This window comes from Bradyrhizobium genosp. P (assembly GCF_049949265.1).
Classification (GTDB): domain Bacteria; phylum Pseudomonadota; class Alphaproteobacteria; order Rhizobiales; family Xanthobacteraceae; genus Bradyrhizobium.
In genome coordinates this window covers 3,002,593-3,017,986 of record NZ_CP188195.1, presented here as the reverse complement: position 1 = coordinate 3,017,986, position 15,394 = coordinate 3,002,593, and the positions used below count along the sequence as shown (strand labels likewise).

The 15,394-nt window shown below is 58.8% G+C and carries 12 protein-coding genes; 3 read left to right on the top strand and 9 right to left on the bottom strand.

Annotated elements, in window-relative coordinates; translation table 11 throughout:
• Positions 1-12 precede the first annotated feature (12 nt).
• Positions 13-486 carry a MarR family winged helix-turn-helix transcriptional regulator gene (locus ACP2YO_RS14565; RefSeq protein WP_426441448.1) on the top strand — a complete coding sequence of 158 codons (474 nt, stop codon included), beginning with the start codon at positions 13-15 and terminating at the stop codon, positions 484-486.
• 89 nt (positions 487-575) lie between these two features.
• Here ACP2YO_RS14565 and ACP2YO_RS14560 read toward each other — a convergent pair whose 3' ends face one another.
• A complete protein-coding gene (locus tag ACP2YO_RS14560) occupies positions 576-4,145 on the bottom strand; it encodes an indolepyruvate ferredoxin oxidoreductase family protein (protein WP_426441447.1) in 3,570 nt (1,189 codons plus the stop codon).
• Positions 4,146-4,304: 159 nt separating this feature from the next.
• Here ACP2YO_RS14560 and ACP2YO_RS14555 point away from each other — a divergent pair, with 159 nt between their 5' ends.
• The gene (locus ACP2YO_RS14555; protein WP_426441446.1) at positions 4,305-5,231 is read left to right on the top strand and encodes a LysR family transcriptional regulator; all 927 of its coding nucleotides are present in this window, start codon (positions 4,305-4,307) and stop codon (positions 5,229-5,231) included.
• Between the two features lie 314 nt (positions 5,232-5,545).
• On the opposite strand, the gene ACP2YO_RS14550 is transcribed toward ACP2YO_RS14555, so the two are convergent.
• The 6 genes from ACP2YO_RS14550 to ACP2YO_RS14525 form a co-directional block, all read right to left on the bottom strand.
• Positions 5,546-7,297, bottom strand: coding sequence for an FAD-dependent monooxygenase (locus tag ACP2YO_RS14550; protein ID WP_426441445.1), 1,752 nt, complete (start codon positions 7,295-7,297; stop codon positions 5,546-5,548).
• Between the two features lie 44 nt (positions 7,298-7,341).
• Positions 7,342-8,067 carry an SDR family NAD(P)-dependent oxidoreductase gene (locus ACP2YO_RS14545; protein WP_426441444.1) on the bottom strand — a complete coding sequence of 242 codons (726 nt, stop codon included), beginning with the start codon at positions 8,065-8,067 and terminating at the stop codon, positions 7,342-7,344.
• Between the two features lie 157 nt (positions 8,068-8,224).
• Positions 8,225-9,979, bottom strand: coding sequence for a CocE/NonD family hydrolase (locus tag ACP2YO_RS14540; protein WP_426441443.1), 1,755 nt, complete (start codon positions 9,977-9,979; stop codon positions 8,225-8,227).
• 98 nt (positions 9,980-10,077) lie between these two features.
• On the bottom strand, positions 10,078-10,953 hold the full coding sequence (locus ACP2YO_RS14535; protein WP_426441442.1) for a 3-keto-5-aminohexanoate cleavage protein: 876 nt from the start codon (positions 10,951-10,953) through the stop codon (positions 10,078-10,080).
• Between the two features lie 20 nt (positions 10,954-10,973).
• Entirely contained in the window at positions 10,974-11,507 is a 534-nt protein-coding gene (locus ACP2YO_RS14530; protein WP_426443191.1) for a cupin domain-containing protein, read from the bottom strand.
• A gap of 51 nt (positions 11,508-11,558) precedes the next feature.
• A complete protein-coding gene (locus ACP2YO_RS14525) occupies positions 11,559-12,557 on the bottom strand; it encodes a fumarylacetoacetate hydrolase family protein (protein ID WP_426441441.1) in 999 nt (332 codons plus the stop codon).
• Positions 12,558-12,867: 310 nt separating this feature from the next.
• Here ACP2YO_RS14525 and ACP2YO_RS14520 point away from each other — a divergent pair, with 310 nt between their 5' ends.
• Positions 12,868-13,425 (top strand): TetR/AcrR family transcriptional regulator, encoded by a 558-nt coding sequence (locus ACP2YO_RS14520; RefSeq protein ID WP_426441440.1) that lies wholly within the window; start codon positions 12,868-12,870, stop codon positions 13,423-13,425.
• 9 nt (positions 13,426-13,434) lie between these two features.
• Here the strand turns inward: ACP2YO_RS14520 and ACP2YO_RS14515 are convergent, their stop codons facing one another.
• Together ACP2YO_RS14515 and ACP2YO_RS14510 are read right to left on the bottom strand one after the other, a co-directional pair.
• Positions 13,435-13,929, bottom strand: a complete 495-nt coding sequence (locus ACP2YO_RS14515; RefSeq protein WP_426441439.1) for a PaaI family thioesterase — start codon at positions 13,927-13,929, stop codon at positions 13,435-13,437.
• Between the two features lie 108 nt (positions 13,930-14,037).
• Positions 14,038-15,261 carry an MFS transporter gene (locus ACP2YO_RS14510; RefSeq protein WP_426441438.1) on the bottom strand — a complete coding sequence of 408 codons (1,224 nt, stop codon included), beginning with the start codon at positions 15,259-15,261 and terminating at the stop codon, positions 14,038-14,040.
• Positions 15,262-15,394: the final 133 nt, after the last annotated feature.

The window sequence follows — 15,394 nt, the reverse complement described above, 5'->3', positions numbered from 1 at the left end:
AAATGACCGCAGATGATGAATCTCAACTACTCTCTTGAGGAGAGGATACCTTATCTCACGAACCGGCTGGCGTCGGCGATCAATGAGCTCTTCTCGCGCGATCTGGCCGAGTATGATCTCACGATTGCGAACTGGAGGGTGCTAACGATCCTGCACGACTTCGGCGAGCAAAAGCTGATCGATCTTTCACTTCACACGAGCATCGACGCATCGACGCTCTCGCGAACCACGGAGGCCATGGGTCGCCGGCGTCTTATCACTAAAACTCGCTCAAAGCAGAGCAAACGCGAAATCGTGGTCTCTCTGGCAAATCGCGGCAGGGATCTCGTGGAATCCCTTACGCCCAGAGCCCTCGAATATGAGGCTGCGATCCTGGAAGGACTACCAGGCAAGGACGTCGAAACAACGCGCCAGACGCTCAGCCGGATGTATGAGCGCATCGTTCAGCTTAGAGGTTCGAACGCAGCCCGCAGCATGAAACCTTGACTGGCCACGCTATGCTGCCTCCCACGCCCCGCCGAAGCCGCGTTTCCGACGGGGGTATCCTTTTCGCCCTGAGAGCCGGCCTATGACGATTACCGAGCAGCCACCAGGGCCGCGGACTTGGCTTCGCCGGGAGTGTCAGGCCTCACCGATCCCAGCAATTCGCGAGCCCGGACTTCAGCCTTTGCGGCAGCCGCCGACTTGATCTGTTCATATCCGCGAATGTCCTCCGGCAAAGCCAAAATCGCCGCGACCGTCGACACGTCTTGGCGATGCTGAAGCGAAATCGCCTGGTCGATCAGATCCATGTACCAGCGGACCAACTCCCGTTCCTCGCGTCGGACGGCAAGCCGACCAAAAGGATCGAAGGGCGTGCCGCGCAGAAACTTCAGGCGCGCCAAAACGGTCATGGCAGGCTTGAACCAGGTGCCGAACTTCACCTTGTGACGGACTCCGATCTGGCGCGCGAGGGGGGGCTGGAGGTTGTAGCTGATGCGAACAGGTCCCGTGAACATTGCCCGCAACCTGTCCTCGAAGCTCGATTGTGTAAGCAGGCGCGCGACCTCATACTCGTCCTTGTACGCCATAAGCCGGTGCAGACTGCGGGCTACGATCCGAACGATGGTGGCATCGAAGGATTTTCCCATCCCGGCTCGTTCTGCATCCGCAATGCGCAGAACCTCGTGCAGATATTTTCTGGCGTAGTCGAGGTCCTGATAGTCGACCAAGTCCATGAAGCGTTTCTCGATCAAGTCTCTGGTCGTGGAATCCAGCCAGGAATTTGCTGCAAGGACTTCTTTCCACATCTTCACGGCCTTGGGTCCGGCTCGACGCTCTTGCTGTTCCAGCCGGTTCGAAAGCAGCGGGGCCCGAGGATGCACCATCCTGGCGAGTGCATCGGGATCGCTTTGCGATAGCCGGCCTGCCCTGAACGCGTGTATGTTGGCCTTTGCCTGAGTGCCGTTCAGGGCGATTGCCGCCTCGATCGAAGCGGCAGAGATTGGTAGCCAGCCTGCTTGATGAGCCGCGCCGATCGCGACCATGTTCGTCATCAGGTAATCGCCGAACAGAGACTCGGCAATTCGACGCGCATCGATCGCGACAGCCGCCGTCCCATTCGTCGCCGTGCCGATGGCCTCGCAAAGCCGCTCGGCCGATACCTGCACCCGGACATCCCGGATCATTTCGCCGTTAGGGAGCACGCTGGTGTTCATGACGGCTTTGGTGCGATCGCTGTTGCACCGCGCGAGATTCATAGGCTCGACAGCGGCGAGAAGATCGAGCGCCAGATAAAGATCCGCCTTTCCGCGTCCGACCGTGTTGGTCGGCGGCGCAATTCCGCGAGGAGAAAGAACGAGGCTCGAAAGCACTGGCCCCCATTTCTGGGCGGCGCCCGTTTGGTCGTAGGTTTTGACGTTGAGGCCATCAAGCGCCGCCGCTTGTGCGAGTATCGCACTTGCAGTCAAGACACCGGTACCGCCGAGGCCGGGGATATAGACGTTGAACGGCTTTTCGATCTGGTTAGGCGGCAGATCAACCAACATGGATGCGTCGATCTCAGACGGGGACGGTTTGCGGAGAGCTGCGCCGGACGGCGCATCAACCGTAACAAACGAAGGACAATCTCCGGCGACACACGCTTGATCCTGATTGCAGGACGATTGATGGATTTGAGTTTTGAGGCCGAATTCGGTTTCAACCTTTTGCAGTGACATGCAGTTTGCCTTGGCGCCGCAATCACCACAATTCTCGCAGACGTCCTCGTTCACGAACGTGAACCGTGACGGCGGCGGCAACAGTCCACGCTTCTGCCTCCGCCTGCGCTCGTTGGCGCACATCCCGTCGTAGATGACGATCGTCACGCCGGAAATGGCAGCCAACTCCGCCATCGTGCTCTCGAGCTCGTCCAGCGGTCGTTGTGTCACGCCCGAAGGAAACGTCACGCCCCGGTATCGGTCCGGCTCCTTGGTGATAAGGACGATCTTCGAGATCTTCTCCAGGGAGAGGTGACCGAGGAGGTCGCTCACCGTTGTCACGGACACGGCCTCCTGGCCTCCGGTGTTGGCGAGCACTCCATTGAGAAGGATCTTGAAGGTGATGTTGACGCCCGTTGTGGCGGCGTACCGGATATTCTGGTAGCTGGAATGAAACAGCGCGCCGTCGCCCAGATTTTGCACGATGTGGTGGCGGCTGGTGTACGGCGCCAATCCGATCCATGGGAGGCCCTCCCCGCCCAACTGAGTGGTAGCCTCGACACGCTTTTGGGGCTTGTCCATCAGGGCAGCAAAGAGATGACAGCCGGGCGCGCCCCAGGCGACCTGGCCCGGGGCGAGAAGGGTCGAAGCATTATGGGGGCAACCCGAACAATAGTTGGGGGTTCGCTTGATTTGAATTCCCGAAGCGGCCGCGACGGTCGCCACGGGAGCCCGCCTTTCGGGACCGACCACCGGTCTGCCCAAATCGGCGAGCACCCTCGCCAAGCCGTCGGCTATCATGTCGCTGTTGAGGCCGCCCTGCACCGGAAAGAGGGTGTTTCCACTCTCGTCCTTCTTGCCGAGCACCCGCACGACCCCGGTACCGATCGCCGCCGCAGCGACTTGTCGCTCCAGAAAGTCCCGCTTCTCTTCGACGATAACAATCGTTGTCAGACCTTCCGCAAATTCCCGGACAAAGTCACGGTCGATCGGACATAGCAGACCGATCTTGCCCAGCCGAATGCCGGATAACGACAGATCTTCTGCAAGACCCAGATCCTCCAAGGCCTGCAAGGTGTCTGACCAGCTTTTCCCGGCGCTAAGGATGCCGGTACGGTCAGTCGGTCCTTGCGCCATGATCTTGTTGAGCGTGTTAGCTCGCCCATAGGCCTGCACTGCGACGTGCCGTTCCTCGTAAAGCTTCCGCTCCGTTTCGACATTTACCACCGGAAAGAAACGATGATTTGCAACCTTCACGAACGGCTTACCGGAGATTTGCGGGTCCGGTATCACAATCGGAACGCCGCTCCCGTGGACTTTCACCACTTCGCCCCCGTCACAGAGGGCGCCGACGAGCTTAAGAGCCACCCAGCATCCGCTGAAGCGCGACATCGCAGCGGCATGAAGTCCCATATCCAGGAACTCCTGAATATCAGCCGGGTAAAGCACCGGAATGCCGTGATGTTCGAAGGCAAATTCCTGCTGATAGGGGACGGTTGAGCTCTTCGCCTCGTGATCCTCGCCGCTGAGAAGGACAACTGCGCCATGCTGGCTGGTGCCGGCAAAGTTGCCATGCTTGAGCGCGTCGCCAGCCCGATCCAATCCCGGACCCTTGCCATACCAGTAGCCCACAACCCCATCGACATCCGGGTGCGGGTGCTCATCCAGCATCTGCGTCCCCATCAGCGATGATGCGGCGAACTCCTCGTTCTGCGCGGGAAGATGTGTGATACCGTGGGCATCGAGATGCTTCTTCGCCTGTTGTAGCGCCATGTCGATGCTTCCCAGCGGAGAGCCAGGGTATCCGGTCACGAATGCGCGACTGCGCAGCCCTGCAGCCCGGTCGCCCCTCATCTGCTCGATCAACATCCGGACAAGAGCTTGATTGCCGGTCAAAAACACCCGGCCGTCCTCGACCACATAGCGGTCGTCAAGGGATAATCTCGTACTCTGTTGTGCCGGCTCCATGCGTTTTCCCCTTCTTGTCCGCTGCTTATCAGCCTCGTGATCTCGCAAGATGGGGCCTGGCCTATATTTGCGCAATAAAGCCAGATTTATCTAGTATATTTGTCACGCTAATATTGGGCTTTCCACGACACCCGGGACGACATGCCACTTGATAAACCCTTGGACCTCAATCTGCTGCGCCTGTTGGTCGCTCTACATCGCACGCAGAGCGTCTCCAGAGCGGCGGAACAACTCGAATTGAGTCAGCCGGCGACCAGTCTTGCCCTCGCGCGGCTTCGCAAAGCAGTAGGAGACGTTCTCTTTGTGCGAACTGCCGCAGGCATGATGCCGACGTCCCGTTGTGTGGAATTTGCATCTGTTGCAGAACAGGCACTTGCGACGATCGATACAACTGTGCTGCGACGATCTGGATTTGACCCTGAGACAGCACGGCGGGATTTCGTCGTGACTATGCCCGATGTCGGCGAGATTCACTTTCTGCCGCGGCTGACGGCGTTTCTCTCTAAACATGCGCCGACTTGCAATCTGCGGTGCGAGCAGATCATCGACGATCAGATGGAGACAGCTTTGTCCTCCGGTCAGATCGACCTCGCTTTGGGATACTTCCCGAACCTCGAGGGGCACGGCGTGCTCAGGCAGCGGCTGTTCATGCACTCGCTCGTCTGCCTTGTGCGGACCGACCACCCGATTGTAAGGTCGAAGACCGTGCCGCTCGCGACGTTCCTCGAATTGTCTCACGCGGTGGTGCGCTCTGTGGGTCGGAGCAACGAGTTGTTCGAAATGCTGCTCAAGAAGCAGGGTCTACGTAGAAGAATCCAGCTTCTTTCGTCGCATTTCCTATCGGTCCCCGCGATAATCGCCCAGACTGATCTCATCGTGACCGTTCCCCGCTCCATCGCTGACTACTATGCCCGGATCGAGAATCTCAGGATCGTCGAGCCGCCGATCAATATCAAGCCTTACGCCATCCATCAGTTTTGGCATGCAAGATTTCATAAAGATCCGGCCCTTAAATGGCTGCGCGAATCGGCTGCGTCACTCTTCACCGAGCCGTCAGGCCAAGCCGAACGACGAAGACCGCATTGAAGGCCGCGCCGTTCGCTTCGGCCCATCCGCAGTTGATGCGGTCTGCGAGCGCCGCAAGCGCGTGGCGACCTCCAAGATATGGCGTCGCCGATGCCGCATCACGAGGTTATTGACGATCCCGATCGCCAGAACTTTCCAGTTGAATGAGATCGGCGCGGCACAAAGAGTGGTCGCAGCCGGGATCGAGAAGGTCGCGCTGAAACATTGAACGCCAGCGAAGCGGATTCCATCTTCGCGTGGCGAGGCCGCTGCCGTGCCGCTCAACCTTATCCTCCTTGTTCTGGTCCGGTCGTTGTCGAATGGCGGCGACGCGTTCATTCGACTTGACTGCGTGCGGCCGGTCTAGCTTCGCGGTGCTCACTTGGCTGTTTGCCATATGCTTGCCAGAGGATATCCATATCGGCCTTCACCGAGTTTCGATCGCCTGCCAGCGCCGCATATCCATCAGGCCGCACCAGCACCACGTCCCCGCGGTAAGCCGCAAACATCCGTTGCATGTCTTCACCGAGAATCCGCGCCACTTCGATTCCGTCGTCCGCTCGCAATTGGCGCTGCCCGATGTTGATCGCAATGGCGCGCCAGCGCTGTTGCTGAGCGAGAGGATGGGCCAACAGTTCGCGTAGCGATGTCCCGTCCACCCCGATTCCCACCAGCAGGAATTCGCGTCCGGAAATATCATCGACAGTTCGAACCCTCCCGTCACTTAGGGTCAAGTTGAGACGGGGAAGTGTGCGGCCGACAAGCCCAGTGCTCCGCTTGTCTCGACGAACCAAGAAGCCCCTCTCCAGCCACGGTCTTGGCATGTAGCGCATGCTTGAGAAAAAGCGCCTTATCGGCGGAACCTTGTTCAGCATCGAAAACACGATGTCTCGAAGCACGGCGAGAGGTCTGCTGTGGATGTTTGCGAGCCTGCCGATTGTGACCGAATAGCGGATAATCGCTTCGACTTGGGGGCGTCGCTCCGATTCATATGTATCAAGGATGCGCTCACTTGCGCGTCCCGACAGCACAGCTGCGATCTTCCAGCAAATATTGTTCGCATCCCTTGCACCGGTGTTCATGGCCTGGGCACCAAACGGTGGCATGACATGGGCGGCATCGCCCAGGAGGAAGATTCGTCCTTGCTGCAGACGATTGGCGATGCGCTCGGAAAATCCGTAGACGACCGAACGGATGATCTTGGCCTCGATCCCTTTGTATGGAGAATGATGGTCGAGCAAATAGCGGATGCTCTCGGGAGTCGTAACAACCTCCCGATCATCGTCGGGAGCAAGCATGAACTCTAGGCGGCGACCGCCATAGGGAGTCGGTATGCTGTTGAGTGGTCGGGCCGGGTTGCAAAAAAATCGCGAGTACGGTGATTGATCCGGAAATTCGGCAAGATCGATCACCAGGTGCGGCTGATCGATTCGCGTCCCCTCAAATGGGATACCAAGCTCGGATCGGACGAAGCTCCTCGCGCCGTCGCACGCCAGAAGATAGCGGCCTTCGATGGTTCGATCCGTCCCATCGAGCTTTTGCACGCGCAAGCGGATTCCGTCGTGTGTCACCTCCAGGCCGATGACGGTTGTCGAATATTGAACATCCACACTTGGAAGCCGCTGGACGCTCGATAGCAACGTCTTCTCAAAAACCGGCTGCACAACGCCCGTTCGCGTACTGAACCCGTTCGGAGTCAGAAAAGGAAGAACCTTGATGATCGGCGTTCCCCACGATGAGTAAAAGTAGATCCCAAAGGGCGGAGCTATATCGTCCCGCATTGCGGGAAGAATGCTGAGATTGTCCAGCAGACGCATGTATTCGTCATCGATCACCAGCGCGCGAGGTAGATCCGCGGTGAATTCGTTACGGTCGATCAGAAGCGTCTTAACGCCTAATGAGCCAAGTAAGTTGGCAGCCGTCAACCCGATGGGACCGGCTCCCACGATCAGGACGTCCGCCTCGCTGCAGCCACGCCCCGCCGGTCCGCGAATGGGCTTTAGCATCTCGCGGAACTGTTCAAAGGTCTTGTGTCCAGCCCCGTCGGCAAGCCTAGGCGAGGGAGCTTCCACTTCAGTCTGCTCCATCATTGCCTCGCGAGATCGTTACAGATGCCGCCCACCGTCAACAACTAATCGAATGCCGGTGCTCGCCGCAAACGCGTAACGCAGGCAACAATCGCGGAAGCTACGTCCTCCGGTTCGACAATGCGCCGCAGTGGCGTCGACTTGGCAGCCGCGTGCACGGCAGCAAGATCGCGACCGGGGACAAAATCCGTGTCGACCGCTCCGGGTGAGACACTCAACACCCTGATCGCGGGGCCAAGAGCGCGCCCCAGGGACATGGCTAAATTGTCGAGAGCGGCCTTGGCGGCGCAGTAGGCGATATTGCTGCCCGAGCCCGTAAACCCTGAAATCGAGGACACGTTGATAATGGTCGCCTCGCCGGAGGCCTGGAGCAAAGGCAGAAAAGACCGGATAGCGGCGTAAGGTCCGCAAAGGTTCGCCGTGACGATTTCTGTGAACTGCCGGTCATCGAGGGTTGCGAGATCCGCATGCGCAACAGCCCTCGTGTATCCAGTACTGTTGACGAGGACGTCGAGCCGGCCGAACTCCCACGTGAGGGATTCGGCTAAGGCGCTAAAACTTGCCGGGTTTTGGAGCTCTAGGTGAGCAATCCGGTGCTCAGCCGCAGGCAACGTTTGCAGCAGCGCTTTCGCGCGTTCCTCTCCCTTGTGATAGCCGATGACAACCCCCGCACCAAGCGCCGCGAATTCGCGAACTGTGGGCGCACCGATGCCGCTGCTGCCGCCCGTGACGACGATAAGCTTGCCAGTGAGATCGTCTTTCGGCATCATCAGGCACAACCTCCTGCCCGTAAACCAATCCTTTGCGAAGGAACGGAGGCCTCCATTGCAGTTCCCCGACTTTCCAGGATGCGTGCTGAGGCTCCCGAGTGGGGACGGCAAGTTGCCGATCGCTCCATCTGGCTACTTGGAAAGACCTTCATTCGCGTCAGCTCGAAGATGCATCGGCCGTTGGGATGATTGGCAGTAGAATGTAGCTCGGTTGCCCAGGTCCGGAGTAGATCGATGTCGTCCCCTTGTACACATCGGACTGCCGATCCATTGTATGGATGGCTGGCCCACAACCCTTCATTTTGTTTTTGAAGTTCGACATGGGGATGCCTAGTCCCCCATACTCGTAGTCATGCCCCAGAACCGAAAATCCCAATCGATAACCAGCCGGAATCACGATGTTCGTCGTCCAGATCTCAATGTCGAGCTCATATGTCTGACCTGGCGCAAGCGGCCAGACCTCGTCATGCGTGTGAAAGGGGCGGACCGGGGTGCTCTTTAACGGATCAAGCTTGCGGTGTGAGGCGCGCAGCCAGCCTTGTGCGATCGGTGTATGGGGATCCGCAGCGCCCACGAAATGAACTTCGCGATCCATCTCATCGAACAGACGGATCACCACGAACAGGTCCGCATCCGTCGTCGTCGATGAAACATGGAGCTTGGCGGCCGCCGGCCCGCATATCTCCGTCTCACACGCCATTGGCGAAGTCTTGAACGTTAGCCCCTCCCCTTCCGCCTCAAAGGTCGCCTGTTCGAGGCTCGCCGGACTCTCCGATCGCAATTCCGCGCCGCCTGGAGCAAGATACATTTTGGTCCATTTGGTTCGGGCCAATGGCCATTCATGCTCGTACCGCAAGACATAACGTTCGCCGGGATGCCGGACTAGGAGTTGCACGCGCGGATGCGCGTCCCATCCGTTTGGCTCGCGTTTCAGGAAGTAACTGAAGAACCGCTTTTGTAGCCCGACTCCATAATCTGTGTAAAAGTGCGTCCAATGCTCTAAGCCGTGCATCTCGAGCCACTTCTGTTCGGACGCAGCTTCGAGAAAGCCTTGGACGTTACCGCGCAAATGGAAGCCGTTTCCGCCCCAGCTTCCCGCCGACAGGAGGGGAACACGAACCTTTGACCAATTCGCTGAGTGGGCGCGGTTATAGACGTCATCAAGCGGATGCCGGAGAATGTCCTGCGCGAAATCGACGCGATTGCGCCTGAGCTCCTCCTCGGACTGCGTCTCGTCTCCAGCGATCGGTAGGCCGGTCACTCGGCTTCGGGCTCCGCGCAGGCCCAGTCCGTGCTGAACGCTCTTGACCTGTATGTCGTACCAATTGAGCAGGAAGTCGCAGACGATACCGCCTTGGCGGGTGAAATCGCGATAGAAGTCTCCGCCGCCCTCCCAGACGCAGATTGCGGCCAGGTGAGGTGGATTCAACGCCGCGACATGCCATGCATTCGTCGCAAAATAGGAAACTCCGGCGATGCCGATGCGTCCGTTGCTCCAGGGCTGAGCCGCCGCCCACTCGACACAATCGTGGCAATCTCTTGCTTCGCGTGGCGACCAGGGATCAATCACGCCCGGTGACCTTCCAACGCCCCTGCTGTCGATGCGAATGCAGACAAAATTGTCGCACACCCACTTTTCAGGATCGACAACTTCCCAATTCGCGTATTTTCCGCTCGTGCCTCGTAGCACTTCCGGATGATCTCTGATCAGGATTTGCCAGGCGGTCGGGTAGCCATCCTCGAAATGCAACCCCTTGGCATAGGGTCCATAGGTGAGGATCGCCGGATATTTTCCATCTGCAATCGGCCTGAAAACGTCGGCACGGAGCACGATGCCATCATCCATTTGGATGCCGACGTCCCAATCGATTCCCATCCCGTCAGAAGTTTCAGTCCGCAACGGCTCGATCATTGCATCCTCTGGCTCAAGCTCTGCCGAAACGATCTTGGCGATCAGAAATCGGCGTTCCGACGAGATGACCCTTCTGACCTTTTTCTCGGTGCGAAAGGCTAAATGCCGAGCAATAGCTTCCTGACTTCGCTCGGCGAAGCTGGCCTGGACCCATGTCTCGTCACGAGCCGGGCTGCCTCCTCAACGAGCTCGGCGTTGCTGGAGGCAAGCCTACCCTTCGCGATATAGAGATTGTCCTCAAGGCCGACTCGCACGTGGCCTCCAAGCTCGCACGCTGCGGCTGCGATCTTGAATTGATCGTGCGCAATACCGAAAGCACTCCAGAGTGCGCCGGGCGGAAGCATCCCGCGCATCAACTGAAGAACGTCCGATTGGGCCGGAGCGCCCCAGTAAATGCCGAGACAGAACTGGAAGAAGGCCGGAGCCCTCAGCACGCCGGTGTCCAGCAGGTGTTTGGCCAGCCGGATGTGTCCGAGATCGAACACCTCGATCTCCGGCTTGATCCCGGCATCCGATATCGTTCGGCCCATGACCTCGAGGTCGTTGACGAGGTTGACCATTGCAATGCGACCGAAGTTCAGGGTCGCAACATCAAGACTGCAGATTTCCGGCTTCAGCTTGAGGATGTGGTCGAGCCGCTGCTGCGCCGTCATGGGCGGATTGATCCCGGGAGCCGGCTGAAGCAACAAGCCATCTGCGGCGTACAGAGAACCGGGCCCACTGGTCAGGTTTATGACAACATCGGTCGATGATGCCCTGATACGCTCCACGACATCGGCATAGAGCTCGAATTTAACCGACGGCGCGCCGGTGACAGGGTCGCGCACATGTATGTGCACGACGGCAGCTCCTGCCTTCGCCGCGTCGATCGCCTGATCCGCGATCTGCGTAGGCGTGACGGGAACGGCTGGGCTCTTGCTGACCGTGTCTCCGGCACCGGTTAGCGCGCAACTGATGATGGTTGGATTGGACATCGTTTTCAGCCACCTCGCTCCTAGTCGTGCTCGGCATCGATCAGCACGAACGCCACCCTGCAGATTCGTTCGGAGCGATTCGACCATGCATGGTTGGTACCGCGCTGAATCAAGACATCGCCGGGCCGCATCAAGGCCTCGCCCTCGTCGAGCATCGCCCAGATCTCCCCTTCCAGCACGATCGCGTAATCCAGCGTGTGCGTTTTGTGGAAGAAGAAGTGTCGCGCCTTGGTGTCGAAGGCTTCGGGGCTGCCGATCCCGCGCCTGAATCTCTCAAGCTCTTCGCGGGAATAGAGGTGGTCGGGCGGAAATTCGGCAATGCGAAGGACGTTACCGCCGGGGGGCGGCTCAATGGCGAGCTTGCGATCGGAAGGAGCTGTTTCCTGCTGCTGCACGATGTCCGCAGGCGTTTTATCCGCTACCCAAACAACGGTCCCTGCCAGGCCGGGGGTGCCCGGTACAACATGAACATTGGGCGCGGCGTCATCGGAGACGATAACCGAACGGCCGTCAGCGCGGTGTCCGGTCACAATGCGACGAACTGGTCTTGCCATGATCAATTCTCAACCTGGATTAAGTCGGCGGCCAAAGCTGGAGGAAATGGCTCACCAGAACTTTTTGCGCCGCTCGGGCCACCAGCGTTTTTCCTCCGGCGGGCCTATCCTGTTGCGGAGTGTGCCGATCCGCGAGACTTCAAGCTCAAGGACGTCACCGACCTCCAACTTTCGGTCGATCTCCAGGCCGGATCCGTTGCCGACCGTGCCGGAGGCAATCAGGTCACCCGGCTGGACGTACTCGGATATCGACATATAGGCGACCAACTCGGCCGGGCTCCAGATCGTCTCGGTGCTGTTTCCGCGCGAGCATTCCTTGCCATTGATGCGAACGGTCATTTCAAGATCGTCGAGGCGGCCGATTTCGTCCATTGTCACGATCCATGGCCCGATTCCAAACGCGAAATCTTTACCCTTTCCCGGACCCATGCCGATCTTGATTTCGAGCTTCTGAACATCGCGCGCGCTCCAATCATTGAAGATGGTCACGCCAAAGAGCGCCTGCCGCGCCTCGTCGGGCGTAACGTTGTGGCAGACCCGCCCGACGACATAGCCGAGCTCCAGCTCGTAGTCGAAGTAGTCTGTGTAGAACGGCTTCGGCACCTCGGCATCGTGGCCGACGGCGGTGAAGGGAGTGCCCTTGAAGTAGCCGGGAATCTCGAGCAGTGCCTCCGTCGGCTCGGCGCCGACGCGCTCATGAAACTGGCGGATATGCTTCGCGAAAGTGAGACCGTCCCTGATCACAGGTGGATCAACGGCGCTCAGCCAGTTCACACTTGAAATGGGAGAAGCGGCGTCATCCCCGCGCACCTCGAGCGCCTCATGCGCGGTCGCCAGGAAGATATCACCGAGAGCAATGGCGGCAGACATGCTCCCGGGAAAGATGGCCGACGAGAACCGCTGGGCAGCTTCTCGCGTGGCGCCTTTGGCCTGGCGGCGAAGAACTTCCGCCGTTGCGAGATCGACGACCCTGTTCTTCGTTGTCTCGACCGCCACGAGCCGGCTTACCGGACCAAAAGGAGTATCGACTGAGATTCGTCCGAGCTTCACCGTATTCCTCCCTATTTCTTATACGATCCGTTTCGTATCTATAACGAGACTGCTTGTCAAGGAGTTGGCCGCACCAATCACTTAGGAATAGCGAGGCAAACCTGTTTGTCGAAGGACGCGATGCTGTGCTACGGAAACGAACAGGTTCGAATTTCGTTTTGAAATGCTCAGCACCATGGCATCACCCATTCAGGCAAGGCGCGCGCCAAAGCGAGCTGCGGCCGGCGGACAGATGACTACTCAAGATGCCGACACGTCGGATCAAAGGGCGATCGGGAGACCACGCGACCTCGCCTCCAGGCGATCGATATTGTCGGCGACGATGAGCCTGCTGCAGACCATGTCGGTCGCCGACCTCGCAATTGAAGCGGTCGCTCGCGAGGCAAGGGTTTCAAAGGCGACGATCTATCGCTGGTGGGACAGCAAGGGCGCTCTGGTCATCGATGCGTTCATGGAATCCCATTTCAGCAATACCCCGATGCCAACTGCGGTTGATCCGCGGACGGCGCTCAAGCGGCACCTGACGTCTCTCGTGCAATATTTCAGCGGTCGCGCCGGCAAGCTCGTGGTGCAGATCCTCTGTGAAGGCCACGACAACAATGCACTCCTGGCCGAGTTCAACGAGCGGTTTGCCAAGAACCGTCGGCGCTTGGTTCAGGAGACATTCCAGCGAGGGCAGCAGGAAGGCTTATTTAGGCCTGATATCGACGCGGCCTGGGCCGTCGAGATGCTGTATTCGCCGATCTATCGTCGTCTGATCTTCGGCCAATCGCTGGATGAAGAATTCATCCAATTGCTTTGCGACAGCGTCGATTCGTTGTTTACGATCGATGCAAGAGCAAGGGTCTCGCGGCTGAAGAAGAAATAGCTCTGTATCCTATACGATAACTTGCCTGGGCGCGCCGGTGACAAGCTCGTGCACATCGTTGCGGCGAGGCCTCACGATTGCGAGCGAGGAGACCGCCGTGGCGACTGGCTTGTTCTCGCGCTCCAGTAACTGCGCCCGCGCGAACACGATGTTTCTCCCGCACCGCTCGATCTCAGCAACGGCGCTGTGGTGACCCGGTATTGCCGACCTAAGGTAGGAGACATTCATGTTGATTGTCGCAACCGAAAGGCCTTCCGGAATTGCTAGCAGCGCTGCATAGGCCATGGCGAAGCCCAACATTGTCGTAACGATGCCGCCGTGAACAACTTCCTCGGCTTGCAGGAATTGCTGTCCAACAACAAAGGACAGTTCGATACGCGATCCCGCGGCATCGATTGTTTCAAGCTTGGTCCCGAGCGATTCAGCAAGAGGGGTCGATTTGATCGCGATCGGCAACCCTTCTCCCGACCGGTATTGACGTAGAAGCTGTTGATCCAGGTTCATTACATTTCCAAATCTAGACACGCAACCCGCCGGTGCCGCGGTCTGAGAAACCATCTGGGCGGCGGAAAGCCACCGATTCCTTGTTGGACCTGAGAAGCCGCTTTGATTCTACGCGGTGCTCGGCGCGATGGCGCTATCTCGGAACACGGCCAGACGACCCACCAGACAAAGTCCAGACGAAAGGAGCAGGCAAATGGCCGCGACCACGAACCAGGGAAGATAGTTGCCGGCCGCGTCGTACATCACTCCGGCCAGGATCGGCCCACCGCCGCCACCAACGGACACCGCCAAATAGATGCCACCGAATAGCGCACTGAAATGAGTGGGCGGGAAGCGCCTGCCGACCAGAAAAAGAGCAAGGTCGAACTCCGATCCTATGGTGAAGCCCATCGCCAAGGTCCCCGGAAGAATCAGCTCCGAGTTGCCCGAAGCCAGCATGAGCACCCCGCACGCGGACAAGAGAAAGATCCCAGCCGCGAGCAGGTTCGTCTCGACAAGGTCCAGCAGAAAGCCGGTAATCAGCCGCCCGGCGATGACGGCGAAGCCAATCACGCCAGCCAGCCCCGCAGCGGTGGCCGGCGGAATACCACGGTCCGTCAGCATTGGGACGAAATGAACAATGGTGCCGAATATGCCTGTTGAAGCGAGCAGGAAGACGGCTGCCAGCAGCATGAAGCGCCGGTCGGCATACAAACGCCAATTCCACTGCGCGCTGCCAGAATTGGATTTGCTCGTCCCAGCCTGCGCCTTCAGCAGCAACGCGATCAGCGGGATGGTGCCAATGGTCACCAGTGCGAGCGCAAAATATGCACCCCTCCAGCCATAGGCGCCTAGCAGGGGACTGACCAAGATTGGGAACAGCAATGCTCCAAGCCCGGGTCCACAGTACACGATCCCGTATACCAGTCCCAAGCGCATCGGAAAATTGCCGACGACCATGCGTCCGTACGAGACCGGAGTTGTGGCGCTACCAAGAATGGCCAGCAGGAACGTCAGAAAGAGGAAGCTGACCAGGCCCGCCGTCGCTATCCCCAGCAAGAGAAACGACAAAGCTAACCCGCCCGCGGACAGAAGCGCCATCCGGAAAGCACCGAACTTATCTACCAGGCGGCCCGCGAAGGGACTGGCAAGACCGATGGTCAGAATTCCGATCAGAGGCCCGAGCGAGGCCATCCCGCGGGTCCAGCCGAACTCCGCCGCTAGCGGCTTCAAGAACAGGCCCGACGTATAAAAGTAAATCGATGAGACGCTCATCATCATGCCGAGCAGGCAGCCTGCGATCAGGTACCGACCGCGCCAAAGCTCGCTTTCCGAACGAGTTTCATCGTCCATCTTTTGCCTCCTCCGTTTCCGTCCCAAGCGATGTCTTTTTGACATATTAATTACTAACCGTATCGTTTCGAAATAGGATGGTCAAGACGCTTGGCAAGCCGGATGCCTCGCACGGTCAACTGCGCCGGACGTC